General features: G+C 45.9%; 18 protein-coding genes (1 of these 18 only partly in view). 1 reads left to right on the forward strand and 17 read right to left on the reverse strand.

Annotated elements, in window-relative coordinates:
* The 15 genes from KAI36_RS22250 to uptA form a co-directional block, all read right to left on the reverse strand.
* Nucleotides 1-705, reverse strand: the 5' portion of a protein-coding gene (locus KAI36_RS22250; RefSeq protein ID WP_220026045.1) for a nucleotidyltransferase-like protein. 174 nt of this gene lie to the left of the window's left edge; the window shows 705 of its 879 coding nt (coding positions 1-705); the start codon lies at nt 703-705; its stop codon lies beyond the left edge, outside the window.
* Nucleotides 706-817: 112 nt separating this feature from the next.
* Nucleotides 818-2,536: a glycosyl hydrolase family 18 protein gene (locus KAI36_RS22255; RefSeq protein ID WP_220026046.1), complete on the reverse strand. Its 1,719-nt coding sequence runs from the start codon at nt 2,534-2,536 to the stop codon at nt 818-820.
* A 185-nt stretch (nt 2,537-2,721) separates the two neighbouring features.
* Nucleotides 2,722-3,153, reverse strand: coding sequence for a Fur family transcriptional regulator (locus KAI36_RS22260; RefSeq protein WP_013311903.1), 432 nt, complete (start codon nt 3,151-3,153; stop codon nt 2,722-2,724).
* A 108-nt stretch (nt 3,154-3,261) separates the two neighbouring features.
* On the reverse strand, nt 3,262-4,665 hold the full coding sequence (locus tag KAI36_RS22265; protein ID WP_220026047.1) for a DUF4097 family beta strand repeat-containing protein: 1,404 nt from the start codon (nt 4,663-4,665) through the stop codon (nt 3,262-3,264).
* A gap of 7 nt (nt 4,666-4,672) precedes the next feature.
* Entirely contained in the window at nt 4,673-5,326 is a 654-nt protein-coding gene (locus KAI36_RS22270; RefSeq protein ID WP_220026048.1) for a hypothetical protein, read from the reverse strand.
* An 83-nt stretch (nt 5,327-5,409) separates the two neighbouring features.
* Nucleotides 5,410-6,123, reverse strand: a complete 714-nt coding sequence (locus tag KAI36_RS22275; RefSeq protein ID WP_071642911.1) for an MgtC/SapB family protein — start codon at nt 6,121-6,123, stop codon at nt 5,410-5,412.
* Between the two features lie 98 nt (nt 6,124-6,221).
* Nucleotides 6,222-6,683, reverse strand: a complete 462-nt coding sequence (locus tag KAI36_RS22280) for a GNAT family N-acetyltransferase (RefSeq protein ID WP_220026049.1) — start codon at nt 6,681-6,683, stop codon at nt 6,222-6,224.
* Between the two features lie 130 nt (nt 6,684-6,813).
* Nucleotides 6,814-8,259 (reverse strand): Asp-tRNA(Asn)/Glu-tRNA(Gln) amidotransferase subunit GatB, encoded by a 1,446-nt coding sequence (gene gatB / locus KAI36_RS22285; RefSeq protein WP_013311908.1) that lies wholly within the window; start codon nt 8,257-8,259, stop codon nt 6,814-6,816.
* 26 nt (nt 8,260-8,285) lie between these two features.
* Complete coding sequence (gatA, locus tag KAI36_RS22290) at nt 8,286-9,743, reverse strand: Asp-tRNA(Asn)/Glu-tRNA(Gln) amidotransferase subunit GatA (RefSeq protein WP_023990257.1); 1,458 nt, start codon at nt 9,741-9,743, stop codon at nt 8,286-8,288.
* Between the two features lie 27 nt (nt 9,744-9,770).
* Complete coding sequence (gene gatC, locus KAI36_RS22295) at nt 9,771-10,058, reverse strand: Asp-tRNA(Asn)/Glu-tRNA(Gln) amidotransferase subunit GatC (protein ID WP_013311910.1); 288 nt, start codon at nt 10,056-10,058, stop codon at nt 9,771-9,773.
* A gap of 368 nt (nt 10,059-10,426) precedes the next feature.
* Nucleotides 10,427-10,816, reverse strand: coding sequence for a hypothetical protein (locus tag KAI36_RS22300; protein WP_013311911.1), 390 nt, complete (start codon nt 10,814-10,816; stop codon nt 10,427-10,429).
* A gap of 80 nt (nt 10,817-10,896) precedes the next feature.
* Nucleotides 10,897-11,106, reverse strand: coding sequence for a hypothetical protein (locus KAI36_RS22305; RefSeq protein WP_025721772.1), 210 nt, complete (start codon nt 11,104-11,106; stop codon nt 10,897-10,899).
* Nucleotides 11,107-11,349: 243 nt separating this feature from the next.
* Complete coding sequence (locus KAI36_RS22310; RefSeq protein WP_023990259.1) at nt 11,350-11,979, reverse strand: MBL fold metallo-hydrolase; 630 nt, start codon at nt 11,977-11,979, stop codon at nt 11,350-11,352.
* Between the two features lie 3 nt (nt 11,980-11,982).
* Complete coding sequence (locus KAI36_RS22315) at nt 11,983-12,552, reverse strand: thioredoxin family protein (protein WP_013311914.1); 570 nt, start codon at nt 12,550-12,552, stop codon at nt 11,983-11,985.
* 1 nt (nt 12,553) lies between these two features.
* Entirely contained in the window at nt 12,554-13,168 is a 615-nt protein-coding gene (uptA, locus tag KAI36_RS22320; RefSeq protein WP_013311915.1) for an undecaprenyl phosphate transporter UptA, read from the reverse strand.
* Nucleotides 13,169-13,312: 144 nt separating this feature from the next.
* Here uptA and KAI36_RS22325 point away from each other — a divergent pair, with 144 nt between their 5' ends.
* The gene (locus KAI36_RS22325; RefSeq protein ID WP_029517184.1) at nt 13,313-13,636 is read left to right on the forward strand and encodes a hypothetical protein; all 324 of its coding nucleotides are present in this window, start codon (nt 13,313-13,315) and stop codon (nt 13,634-13,636) included.
* A gap of 81 nt (nt 13,637-13,717) precedes the next feature.
* On the opposite strand, the gene KAI36_RS22330 is transcribed toward KAI36_RS22325, so the two are convergent.
* Complete coding sequence (locus tag KAI36_RS22330; RefSeq protein WP_025721769.1) at nt 13,718-14,932, reverse strand: class I SAM-dependent methyltransferase; 1,215 nt, start codon at nt 14,930-14,932, stop codon at nt 13,718-13,720.
* On the reverse strand, nt 14,919-15,575 hold the full coding sequence (locus KAI36_RS22335) for a DUF6483 family protein (RefSeq protein WP_025721768.1): 657 nt from the start codon (nt 15,573-15,575) through the stop codon (nt 14,919-14,921). The genes KAI36_RS22330 and KAI36_RS22335 overlap by 14 nt, the downstream gene beginning before the upstream one ends.
* Nucleotides 15,576-15,804: the final 229 nt, after the last annotated feature.

A 15,804-nucleotide genomic window follows, 5' to 3' on the forward strand; every position in this document is an offset into this window, starting at 1 on the left:
TCTGCTGCCTAATATACGGAATAGCGGAGATGAGCACTCCTCCATTTTTGACATCACTGAAAATTCACAAGCAAGCAGTACTAGTTCAACCCGTTGTTCCAAGGTTTCCGTACTTAATGTGAGTTCGTTATACAGTTTGTCAATCGTTCGATCCAGAGGCTGTACCTGAACCCATAAGTGAATCTTTGGATAAATCCCCCGTTCAATGAGTTCAATAGATGCCCAATGATCCAATGCTTTCAGAACACTTTGATAAGCGTCAATGATTCGCCCTTCTCGCACCGCTCTTTTACCATGAACGTAATTGACCAAAAAGCGGGAGAACTCATGAAATCGCTTCTGCTCCCGCAGTGGATCGTTAAAATCAACAATTTCCTGTCTTAAAAGACGGACCCTGTCATCCCGTTCCCAAACAATACGACCTTCTAGCACATAATCTATAATGTTGGCTTGTTCACCAGCGATAATCCATTCCTTCAGACAACTGAGCGTTGCGTACAACACTTGGCATCTTAATCCATTCATAAATAAGTGTTGAATAGAACGAACTGGCTTGGTGCCTTCTCCAATAATTAGAATGAGTTCATCAAAGTCATACAACATCGAACCGTGAAAATACTCTCCCGGCTTTCTGTACGAAATAACACCTATCGAATCTTCCTGCAACAATTCATCATGCCTCAGGTTTAATTTGGTTAGCTGCACTTCTCCCTCCATACCTGCAAGGCGGCTATGACCGCAAATTGGATATTTGGATACATGTGATCATTTCTACATAAATAAGAGACTTCCTTCTTCAATTGTATAATTTTTTATCTTATTCACTTATTTTTTTCAGTGTTACCCAAGCGCTTGCATCAGCAAAAGTTCGATTCCACACACCAATTCCTCCGAGCTTCAGCGATTTGGCAAGTTCTACTCTTGCCTTCAGAGATACCTGATCCTCCAGCCAAATCTTTTTGACCACACCATCTTCTGTATACTCAACATAATTTTGACCTTCGGAAGCTCTAAACTTAGGCTTCAACTTAAATTTGGCTATGATATCCGCTGCTGCCTCCATACCAAGTGATTTGGAGGAGACCTTAATCTTCCCTTCTTTGGGAGTCTCGGACCACACGCGAGTATATAATGGAATACCTAAAACCACTTTTTGAGGCGGCACTTCATCTTCCTGAATAATTCGCTTAATTGACGCTTCCGTCCATGGTAACGAGGCGACAGAACCAGCCTTTGGACTAGCCGCCCAATGTTCATCATATGCCATTACCATGAGGTAATCTGTGATGGTGCCTAATGATTTTCGATCTAAAAAAGCTGACCACATCTCACTTTGAGATTTAGGCGTTACATCAATGGACAGTATCAAATCATGTTCCCGCGCCATCGGTTTAAGTTCCCGCAAAAATTGGGTGACATTTGGGCCATCCTTCGTATGAACATTTTCAAAGTCAATATTAATACCGTCCAGATCATTTTCTAGGGCAAGTGAAATCATCTGATCTACAATCGACTTTCGACGTTCAAAGGTGGACAAAGCTTCAGTTGTTAATTCGGGATTAAAGCTGTTGCTCAACAAGCCCCAAACCTCCATCCCCTTGCGATGTGCCCAGCTGACATAGGCAGGATCTGCCTTGCTTTCTACAGTGCCTTCATGATCGACGACACTAAACCACGTTGGGCTCACCACATTTACTCCAGGCATAGGATCAAACTTGGAAGGATCGGGCTTGCGATTATAGACAGCTTCCCAAGCGAGGTTTACTGATCTACCCTCCCAATGTCTCTCCGAGATGGACAAATCGTCCTTAACCGAAGGGATCACAAGCTCTTCTCCTTCAGCGACATGGTCTGACTTAATGTATCCTGCATAACCATTGTCTAACTGAACAAAATACCAATCGCCCTGTTTGGACCAAATACGCACCTTCGTCCGCTGAGATATATCTGTCAAAATGAAAGATAGGCTAGAGGCTTCTTTACGCAAGGCGATTCTAGCATCCTGTGGGCCATCCTTCTTTTCCACACTCCCCAGCCTGACCTTCTCTCCAGCCTTCATTAGGATGACAGCACCAGTCACAGGGTCTTCGTGTATAGAAACGCCGTATACTTCACGTACAGCCTCTATCGGGATATATACCTCTCCACTGATTACCTGAGGGGTTGCGCTCAGCGCATATGTTTTACCATTCAGTTCCCCTTGTGCCTTCGAAACCTTCATATGGAGCAGGTTCTGTCTCGTCGCCATAATGACGGTTTGGCTGTCATCCTCGTAGCGAACCGTAGGATCAATTTTACTTTGCACCAATTTAAGCGGCATCAGCATGTTCTTGCCGGAGCTCTGAGCTTCATACCCAGTCAACTTTCCCTGCATAAAAATAGGACGGACACTGCCCTGCCAATCGGGTTTCTCGTGAAGGGGATTACCAAACCATACGACAGTAATTGCACATATAATCGCTGCAAATAATAGCAGGCTTGCCGCTCCTTTGAATCGTGAACGTTTACGGCGGCGTCTGGAATGATTTCTGGCCAATATTGAACCTCCATTGTATGAACTTTGAATTTCCGTAATTTGTAACCTCAACAGATTACTTAAAACAAAAATAAAGTGATTTAAACAAAAAAACGCGGTAAATCCCCGCTTATGGGGAATTCCTCACGTTTCCAATCCATTACAATATATACATACCGCACAAAAAACTTCTATTCCTTGTTTCGTTACGTTTGTTTGTTACTACAAGCTTTGCATACTCCGTGTAACTCCATACGATGTCCATGCACCTCGAAGCCTGTTTCCAACGCGGCATGGCGTTCCACATCGGCCAAATACGGATAACTGAAATCTTCAATCTTTCCGCATTTTTCGCAAATGATGTGATAGTGCTCCGAAATATTGGCATCATAACGACTGGCGTTATCTCCATAGGTCAACTCATGTACCATACCCGCTTCTATAAACATCTTTAAGTTATTATAAACCGTAGCCACACTCATACTTGGAAACTTGGACTCAAGCGCTCGATATATTTCATCTGCAGTCGGGTGCCCCATAGTTTCCATTAAATAGTTTAATATGGCATGACGCTGGGGTGTTATGCGTACACCTGTCTTCTTCAGAAGTTCCAAAGCATGCTGGACGCGTGCTGCCATATATGTCCACCGCCTTATCCCTTACTTACGATCCTATCAATTACCACGCATCTATTTACAATTCACTTCTAAACCTACTCACATTGTACGGTCTACTTAAGTTTCTTGTCAACGCGCCGCATTGTCACCGGATGTTCCTATAGAAGTATCTGTCTCAGAAGCTCCGGGTTCAGCCGGAGAGCTTTCAGATGTATCGGGCGCAGTCGTACCCCCGGAATCATCCAAGTCGGGTAACGACGGCATCAGTAACTTTTTAATGGTTAAATTACTGTTGCCCTCTACGTTGATCGCATACTTGCCTGTCCCGTTTTGGCCTGAAATACTTTTACTGTCTATTTTAAATGGAAAATCGGATTGAAGATTACCATAACTGCTTGAACCCTCTAACTGAAAATCTCCATTCGACGGAAGATCCAATACGATATCACCGACAGCACTGTATATTTTCCAATCTCCGCCTATCTGCTCGCTATGCACTTTGATAGAGCCATTAAGCGAATTTGCATTCAGCTTGGCGGTAGAATTCAGCACATTCATGTCACCATTCTGAGTATCTACGGTGATGCCCCCTTCCGAACGAGCGAGCTGAATATCACCTACCATAGTGTGCAGTGTCACAACTCCTTCAATATCGCCTGCTTGCATGTCGCCACGGTTCGTGCGCACATCCACATCTCCAGAAATCCGATGCAATTTAACCTGACCGTTCAACGTACCTCCCTTGACATTGCCGATAGCGTTATTAACAGTGAGATTTCCATTACCGCTCTCGAGCCGAATGCTGTCAATAGCATCAACTCCATTCAAGGAAATATTCCCGTTGGAGGTTCTAATCTGCACATTGAACCGCCGGTCCTCCGGCACGGTGATCAGCATGTTCACACGGGGCTGACGTTTGCTTGATGCTCCGTACGACTTTGCCTCTGGACGAATCTGGATAGTCTTGCCGTCGGTAGAAGTCAGTGAAGAAGCTTGAGCAATCTTGTCCGCTTCGGCAGCAGGAGCTTGATCCACCCATAGAGTCCCTCGTACCTCTATATTGGACACAGGCCGTCTGATCAGTGTTACATCACCATTAACCGAATCAACTACTAAATCGGACGTCTGCATAGTTACAGGTACCAGCATACCACCCATATCATACCGATTCTCTTTAGCCTGGCTAAAATCCATAGAGGCTGACGTCAGATTGAGGCTGACACGGTTCCACAGATACATATAATGATTTTGCTGGGTCACGATAAAAACCGAGGCTGCCACTACCAAAGCGGACAGAATCCCCTTTAAGTCAGGTCTGAATCGCCTTCCGTTGTCAGACTTGCCTTCTTTCCGATAGTACACGGCAAAAAAAATCAGATACTCCAGTCCCCAAAGCACAAAGATTACGGGCCACCAAACGAGGAGCTGAAGCATATATTCAGTATTTTGAAACACATCTACAATAAGCAAAATGCCTACAGCCATCAACAGAAGCGAAGAGGTGTAGCGCCCGACTCTTATTTTGCGGTGCACGCCAGCTTCACCCTCTTTCTTTCAACTTTTTACGCTTAGAGGTCAGAAAGGCTTCCCTTAGAAAAAGGAATACACCGATCATCATTAATAAAATGGCCAGTGTAAGGAATCCATAATCCTCAAAGAAATTACTCAACCAGCGAGGTTTCATGCGAAACAAAATCATAAGCCCACCGCCTGCCACCATCAGCACAGCAAAAGCAAAGCCTCTCTCCCATGCATAAAAAGGACTACTTTGCTGGCCTCTAGCATCCATTCGTATATAACGATCTGGCTTACGCCGATAGCGAACCATGTAATCTGCTGACTGTAAGACATCATATACATTATAAAAATATAAAACGGGTATGAACAATCCAAGCAAAATAAGTAATGGAATGTTAATCCTCAAGCCGTCAGAGGAAACATACAGCATCGCAAAAATATCTAGCAGGAGCAATACAATAAAACTAAGCCCCCTAATAAACAGCCCTAAAAAAAGATGTCCCAGTCCGGGTAACAATGCCGCCATGATAATGGCAATCACTTTGCGAAGTTTAGCGTATTTTAGACGCTTCCCCTGTCTGGGCTGTTCCCGCTGTTCCGACGCTTGTAGCTGTCCAGCCTCTCCAGACGGTAACGGTTGTTCCGAGTTCATGCCATCCTCCCCTTTGAATCCCATGCGTGGTTCCTCTGAAAAACACTTCAATGCTTACATAGTACCCCAATCAGATTTAAGAGTAACTGTTAAAAAAAGGTACCCTATTACTCAACAGAGACTGCAGCTATATCTTCCCATTGTCGTAAATCTGCTGCAATACGTACAGGATTAAAATCATGACGGGCCAGCACCTCTAGGGAAACCTCCATACTCTGCCGATCTGGGTGTAATTCGTGAAATGGGACATTTTCATGTTCTTTAATCATTATTTTACGTATTTCCACTTTTTCTTGCTCTAAATAAGTCGAAATCTGCTCCAGCAGTCCGTGAGAGGACAATCCGTACAATGTAATAAGATGACGCTTGCGTCCACGCATATACCGAAGTTCAACTTTGTTAAACACCCATAAATTTAAAAATACGAGCACTGTCGCCGCTATAGACGGGAAATAAAAGCCTGCTCCCACCCCAAGGCCAATAGCAGCCACGACCCAAATGGAAGCCGCAGTCGTTAGTCCGGTAATGGATTTACCTGTGAACATAATCGTCCCTGCACCCAAAAAGCCTACGCCAGTGATCACAGCCGTAGCCAAACGAGCGGGATCTATGCGTACATTAGCTTCTTTAATAAAATCGGCAAAGCCGTAAATGGAGAGTAGCATAATCAGCGTCGAACCAAGGCTGACCATAATATGAGTCCTCAAACCAGCTGCGTGATTGGAACGTTCGCGTTCAAAGCCAATGAATCCACCGAGAAGCATGGACAGTAAAAGCCGTAAAATGATATGTGAATCGTCTATAATCCACGGATTATTCATTCGAGTCTCTCCTCCCGGTTATGTCGTGTTTCCCACTCCGGGTGCGCGATTTGTGGGCTTATGTGCATTTTTAATGCCAATTTAATGATATCTCAATGCTATTCCACCCTATGCAGATGGTAGGTGGTTAATTCCACGCCTGGGGCGACCTCGGCCGCAGATACGGGGCGAAAGCCATGTTTTCGGTATAATGTCACCGCAGGAGTATTTAAAGTTCCTGTAGAGACGATAAACAACGGGATATTTTGATATTCATTCAAAACATGCTTCATTAAAGAGTCTGCAATGCCTTTACGAAAATGATCCGGGTGAACCATCATACGGGTAAGGGTAAGCGAATCGGGCGACTCAGACTGCACAGCCAGTGCTCCTAGCAATTCACCGTCCTCCAGCCACCCATAAAAAGACTCTCCACAGCTTCTCAGCGTATCCAATGTATCCATCAGTGGAGGAATCTCATCAAACCCAATCAGCTCAGCTTCCAGCCTATAGGCAACGTGCTGTAGACGCCATATCTGACTGACGATATCATCATCTTCCAATGAACATAGGGTAATCATGCTGTTTTCCCTCCTAAGGAAACTCATAAAATGCCATCAGGATTCTAAAGCTTGTTCGCGCTAATCGTTCTCAGCGTCTATGCAAAAGGGGCCTGTCCCTAAAAGACAAGCCCCTGTCAAATCTATGCCATTAGCGGTTCAGCACTTCCGTCAGCAACTTATTAGCAAGCCCAGGGTTTGCCTTCCCCTTGCTCTCCTTCATCACTTGACCGACTAGGAAGCCGATGGCCTTTTGCTTGCCAGCTTTGTAATCTTCGACCGATTGCGGGTTAGCTGCTACAACTTGTTCGACAATCGTCAGGATTGCACCCTCATCACTGATTTGTACAAGCCCTTTTTCTTCAACAATTTGCTGTGGCAGTTTATCACTTTCCAGCATTTCCTTGAAGACCGTTTTAGCGATTTTGCTATTGATCGTTCCCTTCTCCAGCAGTCCGATCATTTCACCCAAGCCCCGTCCGGTCAATTTAACCTGCGACAGCTCCACACCGGCACTGTTCAAATAACCGAGTAAATCCCCCATAATCCAGTTGGATACTGCTTTGGCATCCTTGGTGAATTGAAGGCTATCCTCGAACAAATCGGCCAATGGCTTGGAGGACGTAATCACCTGGGCATCATACTCAGGTAATCCATATTCCGAAGTGTAGCGTGCTTTACGCTGGTCAGGCAATTCAGGAATCGAAGCACGGATGCGTTCTTTCCATTCCTCATCTATATGCAGTGTAACGAGATCCGGGTCTGGGAAATAACGATAGTCATGGGCCTGTTCCTTACCACGCATGGATAAAGTTTTACCTTGCGCTTCATCCCAACGACGTGTCTCCTGTACAATCGTTCCGCCTTCGTCCAGCGTCTGCTCCTGCCGGAACTGTTCATATTCCAGTCCGCGCTGTACGCCACGGAAGGAGTTCATGTTTTTCAGTTCCGCTTTAGTTCCCAGCTCTTTTTGTCCATGCGGACGAAGACTGATGTTCGCGTCGCAGCGAAGTGATCCTTCCTCCATCTTCACATCGGATACGTCACAATACTGCATAATGGCACGTATTTTTTCCAGATAGGCCTTCGCTTCTTCCGGCGAAGATATTTCCGGCTCCGAAACGATCTCGACCAATGGTGTGCCGACCCGGTTAAAATCGACCAAAGATGCGTAGCCACCATCAACATGTGTTAATTTGCCTGCGTCCTCTTCCAGATGCAGTCGAGTAATACCGATACGCTTTGTCTCACCATTCACTTCAATATCAATCCAGCCATTTTCGCCAATGGGTTGATCGTATTGTGAGATTTGGTAAGCCTTAGGTGAATCGGGGTAAAAATAGTTCTTGCGGTCAAATTTGCTCACATCAGCAATGGTGCAATTCAGCGCCATTGCTGCTTTCATCGCATAATCAACGGCCTGACGGTTCAATACCGGCAGCACCCCTGGATGACCGAGACAGACCGGACATGTATGAGAGTTGGGTGGTGCTCCGAAGGATGTCGAGCATCCACAGAATATTTTAGACTTCGTATGCAATTCCACGTGCACTTCAAGTCCGATGACCGTCTCATATTTGGATGTAGTTGTAGACATGAATAGGTTCCCTCCTTTTTGGCAAATTACAGCTGCGGACGCTGCTTGTGAAATTCGGTATTTTGTTCAAAAGCATGAGCTACGCGTAACACGGAAGACTCGTCAAAGGCTTTTCCGATAATTTGTAGTCCGACTGGCATTCCATCCGCAAGACCACACGGAATGCTGATAGCTGGCACACCAGCCAAGCTTACCGGAATCGTCAAAATATCGTTCAAATACATTGTTAATGGATCGTCCACTTGCGAGCCGATTTTGAAAGCAGTTGTCGGTGCAGTAGGTCCGATAATCACATCATATTGTTCAAATACACGATCAAAATCCTGTTTAATCAGTGTGCGCACTTTTTGAGCTTTCAAATAATAGGCATCGTAGTACCCGGAGCTGAGTGCATAGGTACCCAGCATAATCCGACGCTTCACCTCGGGACCAAACCCCTGCGTACGGGACTGATGGTATAGATCAAGCAGATTGTCCGGATTGTCAGAACGCACACCATAGCGCACGCCGTCAAAACGGGCCAGATTGGATGACGCTTCGGATGAAGCCAGCAGGTAATATGTAGCTACCGCATATTCTGTGTGAGGGAGAGACACTTCTTCCCAAACAGCACCCAGTCCTTCCAGCGTTTTCAGTGCATCCAGCACCTTTTCCTTGACCTGAGGATCTACGCCCTCACCAAGATACTCTTTAGGCACAGCGATACGAAGTCCTTTTACATCCCCGGTTAAAGCGTTCAAGTAATCAGGAATGTCTACCTTCGCAGAAGTGGAGTCCTTCTGGTCATAACCTGCAATGGCTTGCAGGACATAGGCCGAATCCTGAACATTTTTAGTAATGGGTCCAATTTGGTCTAAAGAGGAGGCAAAAGCCACCAGTCCAAAACGGGATACTAGACCATAGGTTGGTTTCAGGCCAACTACACCGCAGTAAGAAGCAGGCTGGCGAATGGAACCACCTGTATCCGAACCGAGCGTGAAATAAGCCTCACCCGCTGCAACAGCCGCAGCCGAACCGCCACTGGAACCGCCGGGAACACGTTCTAAATCCCAAGGGTTACGTGCAGGGAAAAAGCTGGAGTTCTCGTTAGAGCCTCCCATGGCGAATTCGTCCATGTTCATTTTACCGAGTGTCACGGTTTGCGCTGCGCGTAACTTGCTAACAACTGTGGCATCGTAAACGGGATCAAAATTTTTCAAAAACTGACTGCCACATGTTGTACGCAGCCCTTCTGTCACGATATTATCCTTAATACCAACCGGCAGGCCAAACAACAGCCCTCTTTCCTCTCCGGAAATCAGCTGATCATCCAGCTGACGTGCGGATGCACGGGCCTGTTCCTCGTCAACGGTAATATAAGCTCTGATCTTGTCTTCCCGCGCACCAATCGTCTCCAGAGCGTGTCCCACCAGATCACTCACGGAAATTTCCTTTTGATGCAGCTTGTTATGTATCTCGGGCAATGTGTTATTGAACAAGCTCAATTTGCATCCTCCTTTCAAATATGAGATCTATTCCAGAACAGCAGGAACCTTAAACTGTCCGTCTTCTTCTTCAGGTGCATTGCGCATCACTTGCTCATGTGTCAAACTCTCGCGAACTTCGTCGTCTCGCATGACATTGCTGACGTGCAGCACATGAGTGGTCGGTTTTACCTGCTCCGTATCCAGCTCATTCAGCTTCTCCGCATAATGGAGTATGGCGTTTAATTGTCCTGTCATCGTTTCTTCCTCAGCCGCGGTCAGATTCAACCTGGACAGCTTAGCTACGTGACGGACATCTTCCGTGGAAATGTTCATACAAAACCCTCCTCATGTATATGAGGATTTTGCAAAAAATCCAATAAGCGACTTCCAATGAGCAAGATATAGATCAAAATGGTTTAGTTCGTCTATATATTGCACTTCAGAGCGGCTGGAATCGAATTTTGCAAAATCCTGATATTAAAAAATGCTGCACCGAACTTCGAAATAACGTTTTTAATTATAGGATAGAACCCTTTACAATTCAATCTTTGACGCGGTACAGAAGCAAACTATACATCAATGAGGTAAATGCTGCTAAAAGAATATAAAAAAAGCACCTCTCGGTGCTCTTTCGAGAAAACTATAGGAGCTGAGATTGTGCCCATTATATATTTTTAAAAAGAGTCGGCAGTAGCCGACTCCTATATCCAAGCACGCAAATTGACTTGTCTGATAAAATCAGCCTGTGACAACAACTCTGCCGCGGTTTCTTCTTCCTCTTCAGTCTCTACTGAATCAAGACCACCGTTCATTACATGCTTGAACAGTTTCTCATTATGAGTAGCAAGGGCGTAATCTATCAGCGCTTCACGCTCAATCCGCTCGGCTTCCAGCTTGAGAATACTCTCTTCCAGCTCGATGTCCCCGGATGGTACAAAAAAATTGCGGTTCACCTTCGGTACGCGAATGACATAGTCAAAAGCATTGTCCGCATTACGGTCGTAAGCAATGATATAACCATGTTCGCCCACAGGAAGATTCTGCTCAAAAGCATCCGCGACGATCATAATTCTAGCTCCTAAATGATGCATCGTTAGCCCCCCCGTTTGTCTGAACTTATCTGCTAAGTCTACTAAAAAAAAAGTAGCTTGTCTATATCATCTATGTATCTTCATAATCGACCGTCTCCACGTCCCAACCTATGTTCATTCAGCCTCACATGCCAGTTTTGTGAAGAAATTCCGCCCCGTCGTTTCACCTTTTTCCAAGTTATGATCTTCGGCGCGGAACCTACCACAGAATCTTCAATATCTATTATATTGGGAACACGGAAACTACCTCCAATCTCACGTTGTACCCCATATATATGTTTTCTTTTCATTCTTGCTCCCCCTTGTGATCTGACGGCCTCATGCCTCTTTATCCTCTTAATGGGCAAAAAAAAGAACGCAAACCGGGATTCATCCACAGCTTGCGTGCTTCGCGAGTTTAGTATGTAACTTTAATAAATTTATGTTAACAAAAATAAAAACCTTTGTCTATACATAATTTATAATTTGTTGTCGAAATGGGGCAAAACCTGTCACACCTTTGATTTTGCCCCTACAGAAAACGTTCATCACATTTACCGGATATACGGATTATTAGCTTTCTCATAACCGATGGACGTTTTGGGACCGTGACCGGAATAGACTGTAACGTCATCTCCGAGCGGAAACAATTTGTTCTGAATAGAATCGTATAGATCCCGTTCCCGGCCACCCGTCAGATCCGTGCGTCCGACGCCCTGACGGAATAGCACGTCCCCGGAAAAAAGATCTTTGCCGCACAAAAAGCTGACACTTCCGGGTGAATGGCCCGGTGTATGGAAAACCCGGAACGTGTGCCCGATCAGGTTCAATTGCTGACCTTCTGCCAAATCATATTCGGCGGGTTCCGTCGAGATTGGAGGGGAGGCCTCTGGCCACATCAAGGAACCATTCAGCTTAGGAGATGTGAGCCAGTCTTGCTCCAAGGCGTGCAGATAAACCGGGCAGCCTTTGGTATTGCGAATCTCCTCTACTCCTCCGATATGGTCAAAATGGGCATGAGTCAGCAGGATAGCTTCAATGGTCAGTGGCTCAATAGCTCTGAGCAAAGGACCCGGATTCATCCCCGGATCAATAATAACGGCGCGCTGCGGATCATCCCCTTGAAGCAAATAAGCATTGGTTTGGAGAGGACCGAGATTAAAGCTGCGAATAGATAACGTCATAAGTTAAAATCCCGAGATCAGCTCGCGTAATTCCTGAACAATCACAGGATGGACCTCGGTTCCCTCCCCATATTTTTCAGCCATTTCTTTACGAGCAACTGCGATTTTTTCTTGATAATCATCAGCTTCCCGATCTGGATTTTCACGTTTGAATCCGATCATAATTTGTTGGACATGTGCAGGGCGTGGTCCCCAGTGGCCAAGTACGTGACCTCCTGTATCCGCAAAAATCACAATCGGAACAGCACGTCCGCCCATTGTCAGGAAGTCATCCATCAGCGCCTGATGGTTTTCCAAGATTAATACTTCGGTCGGAATCCCGCTATTCTCCAGCGCGCGGAACACAACTGGCACATTGCGCACCACGTCCCCACACCAGTCGGCAGCCAAAATAAGCACGCGCAGATCATCCCGATGGTTCAAGCTTTCAAAATACTCTCGATCCTCTTCGCGATTCCATACAAACTGATCGTACCCAGAGCGGAAGGCTTCTTTGTTCTTTTCCATGCCCTCCATAAACTGTTCAGGGCTTAAGCCCTTTCCGAAGTATTGCGATACATTAGTACGGCTCATGTTATACACTTCCTTTTTTGTTTTTGGACAAAATCCATTTGATAACAAAATAAATGATCAAGAGTGCAAGGGCAACCAGCAAAATCGGTTTGATGTAAGGTGCTGCCACTTCGTCAATTTGCTCCCACTTGTCTCCTAGCAGCATACCTAAATATATAAACAAAACAGACCAAGGTATAATCGCTAGCGTTGTCAAAATAGTAAAGCGCCATACGTTCATTCGAGCCAACCCGGCAGGGATTGAGATGGCATGACGCACAACAGGAATAAAGCGAGCTGTGAAAATGACCCCTGTGCCGTATTTGTTAAACCAGGCTTCAGCATGGTCGACATGACTTTTTTTGATAAGTATATATTTCCCATACTTATCTAATACCGGTCTGCCGCCATAGCGCCCAATCCAGTAAATGAATAGCTGGGCCAGCACCCCGCCAATCGTTCCAAAAACGACTGCGCCAAAAAAATTAATATGACCCGAGGATACCAAAAAGCCACCATAAGCGAGGACAATTTCGCTTGGAATGACCTCCACCATCAAGCCTAGCATAATACCAAAATACCCAAGACTACGAATGATCTCAAACAAATAATTAATGATACTAGATATTTGGTCCACTTCTCTTCCCACTCCCTGCCTGTTTCTCTATTTTCATTAGTGTATCACAGCGGCAGAACAAGTCGCCACTTCCCCCAAATAGGGAGGTCAGTGACCCCGCCCCCTCTGCCCGCATAAGTTGAGAGAGAGAGGAGGGGGTACAATATGCCTCCCGGCAAATTCCCTAAACATGACAATTCACAATCCCGTTTACCCACGGCTCGTGGTATCCGCCGCGCATGTACCAAAGAGTTGTATCGAACCTGCAAACGTCTGCCTGTTCACATTGCTCCTGATCTGGTCAAGCAGGGCGAGGAGCTATACTGCCGCAAGGTCGTCGGACACCTTATCTGGATTGCGGAAAACCATAGTAACCGCAAACTACTATGCGACTGGTGGGACGAAGATGTCAGCGAAGAGCTTGCGGCATTGTGGAAGGTGGATCGCGATGTTTTGTGCACCGCTTTTAGAAATGCCTATGGTGGATAGATGTTTGCGTACTGCAACTATGAACTGTGAACTACAAAAAAAGTGGAGCCACCCCGCAGTGGCTCCACTTTTACTATATTCCTAGCTGTGTGTCTGCTTTTTCCCTGCTCCTTCGGGAAGCAAATCCGCACAAGCGCGTTCCAAATAAGGATCAGCATGAATAAAATCCCGAAATGCTGTGTATTCACGCCACAGAACGGATTGTTCTCCCGCCTGCCCTTTGACGGCACGAATCAGAATGTTTTTAGGTGTATGCTCCATGTCGATAAATTCCAACAGCTGTGTCCGATATCCCATCATATCCAGCAGTTTGGCCCGGATTCCATCTGTTGCCAGTGCAGAAAAACGCTCCTTTAAAATACCATGGGAAAGCAACGGCTCCAATACCGGATTTTCCAGTTGGCTGAACAGCTCATGCTGGCAACACGGAACCGACAAAATGACGGAAGCTCCCCAGCGGACGGCCTTTTCCAGCGCCGCATCCGTTGCTGTATCACAAGCGTGCAAGGTAACAACCATATCCACCTGTTCCAGTTCGTTATAGTCTGCGATATCACCGACCAGAAACTCCAACTGTCGATATTGCAGCTTTTGAGCCAGAACATTACAGGTTTCAATGACATCTGCCTTCAAGTCCAAACCAACGATCTGCAATGGTCGCTTTTGCTGTACAGCCAAATAGTGATACAGCGCAAAGGTCAAATACGATTTGCCACAGCCAAAATCCACAATCGTCAATGGGCGGCCTACCGGAAGGCTAGGCAATACATCCTGCACCATTTCGAGAAACCGGTTAATTTGACGAAACTTATCATACTTGCGGGCCAGTACCTTACCATCCTCATTCATTATCCCCAGCTCAATCAGGAAAGGAATTCGTTCCCCTTCTTCGAGCACATATTGCTTTTTGCGATTATGAGACAGGTCGGCTTTACTTTTGCTCGGTGACTTTGTCAGAATGGATACTTTATATTTTTTACTGATCAGCACTTGGTAGTCTGCATCCTTGGCGCATAAAAGTCCTTGGCGGAACGTGTCCTCAAACAAGGCAGTCATACGCTCATTAGCTTCGTCAGGGGTCAGATTTTCATGAATGACTTTGTTGCTATAATGAAAAGCAAACTGGTAATGCAGCTTGTTTTTCAATTCTACAGGTTTGATTTGCACTTTAGTAAAAGAAGCATCCTCCCGTTTGCGAAGCTGACTCAGCGTCGCTGTTATGAGGGATCCTCCCGTGGTCAATTGGTATATAAGTTCGCGCAGTGAATCCAAAAGGTACATCTCACTTTCTTTCATGTAATTGGGTGATCTCAGTCAAACCCTCGGTGACTTCCTGGCGTGAAATTCCACCCAGCTCCAGCTCTGCATTGGTCTTATCCAGTAATTGACTATAAAACGCCTCCGCTTCCGCTAGAAGCTCTGGCTGCTCCCATGCCAATCCAAACCAGACATCGGCTGCTTCGTCCAGCCTGTTTTCTCGCTCGTAATGAACAGCCAACAGTTTGCTGGTTTCAGGGGGAAGCTCATATTCACGCACCAGTTTCACGATACACGCTATTCGTTCAGGCAGGACCTGCAGATCACGAGTCGCGCCATTCGTATCGCTGTACAAATATAAATGAAGAGATTTCATCAAGATTCGTATGCCCTCGTCTGTTCTGCTGGTTTCCAGGTAAATCACGGCTTCTTCTTCCAAAATGCGAGCCACCTGCTGGAGCTTGTCCGCTTCAATTCCAGGGCCCAATCGGAAAAGCTCAATAATTTGTTCCGGCGGCAATCGTCTGAGCAAATCTGAACGAAGACGAAACTGCTTGTTGAGCAGGTCATCTAGTTGTTTCAGCGCTTCGACGTGTTTATTTTCACGCCTTAGACCGAGCACCGATGCTACTGCCGATGTCAATTCTTCCATCATACTGAGCAAATAATCTTTTCTAAGCAAGCCGTTCCCTTCCTTTCATTCCGATGCCTAGACAACCAGGAACCCTGTCCCTTCTGATTGTAAGACATCCTTGTCTAAAAGCCAAATGCCCTACCATGCAGAAATACCACTTATAACCTTCACCCTCAGTTAACAACATCAATGATCAGGAAGTCAGAATGCTCACGTATGGCAGTGAATTCCTACGGTACAGCACTTTGTAGCAGATCATTTGACTAGCGAATGACGT

The sequence above is a fragment of the Paenibacillus sp. S02 genome, assembly GCF_019454065.1.
Taxonomy (GTDB): domain Bacteria; phylum Bacillota; class Bacilli; order Paenibacillales; family Paenibacillaceae; genus Paenibacillus; species Paenibacillus polymyxa_B.

Coding starts and splice junctions, on each gene's coding strand:
- KAI36_RS22330 (WP_025721769.1), bottom strand. CDS start 14,932: ATGAAAGAAAGTGAGATGTACCTTTTGGATTCACTGCGCGAACTTATA.
- gatB (WP_013311908.1), bottom strand. CDS start 8,259: ATGTCTACAACTACATCCAAATATGAGACGGTCATCGGACTTGAAGTG.
- KAI36_RS22275 (WP_071642911.1), bottom strand. CDS start 6,123: ATGAATAATCCGTGGATTATAGACGATTCACATATCATTTTACGGCTT.
- KAI36_RS22260 (WP_013311903.1), bottom strand. CDS start 3,153: ATGGCAGCACGCGTCCAGCATGCTTTGGAACTTCTGAAGAAGACAGGT.
- KAI36_RS22315 (WP_013311914.1), bottom strand. CDS start 12,552: ATGAGCCGTACTAATGTATCGCAATACTTCGGAAAGGGCTTAAGCCCT.
- gatC (WP_013311910.1), bottom strand. CDS start 10,058: ATGAACATTTCCACGGAAGATGTCCGTCACGTAGCTAAGCTGTCCAGG.
- KAI36_RS22280 (WP_220026049.1), bottom strand. CDS start 6,683: ATGATTACCCTATGTTCATTGGAAGATGATGATATCGTCAGTCAGATA.
- KAI36_RS22270 (WP_220026048.1), bottom strand. CDS start 5,326: ATGGGATTCAAAGGGGAGGATGGCATGAACTCGGAACAACCGTTACCG.
- KAI36_RS22325 (WP_029517184.1), top strand. CDS start 13,313: ATGCCTCCCGGCAAATTCCCTAAACATGACAATTCACAATCCCGTTTA.
- KAI36_RS22300 (WP_013311911.1), bottom strand. CDS start 10,816: ATGCATCATTTAGGAGCTAGAATTATGATCGTCGCGGATGCTTTTGAG.
- KAI36_RS22310 (WP_023990259.1), bottom strand. CDS start 11,979: ATGACGTTATCTATTCGCAGCTTTAATCTCGGTCCTCTCCAAACCAAT.
- KAI36_RS22305 (WP_025721772.1), bottom strand. CDS start 11,106: ATGAAAAGAAAACATATATATGGGGTACAACGTGAGATTGGAGGTAGT.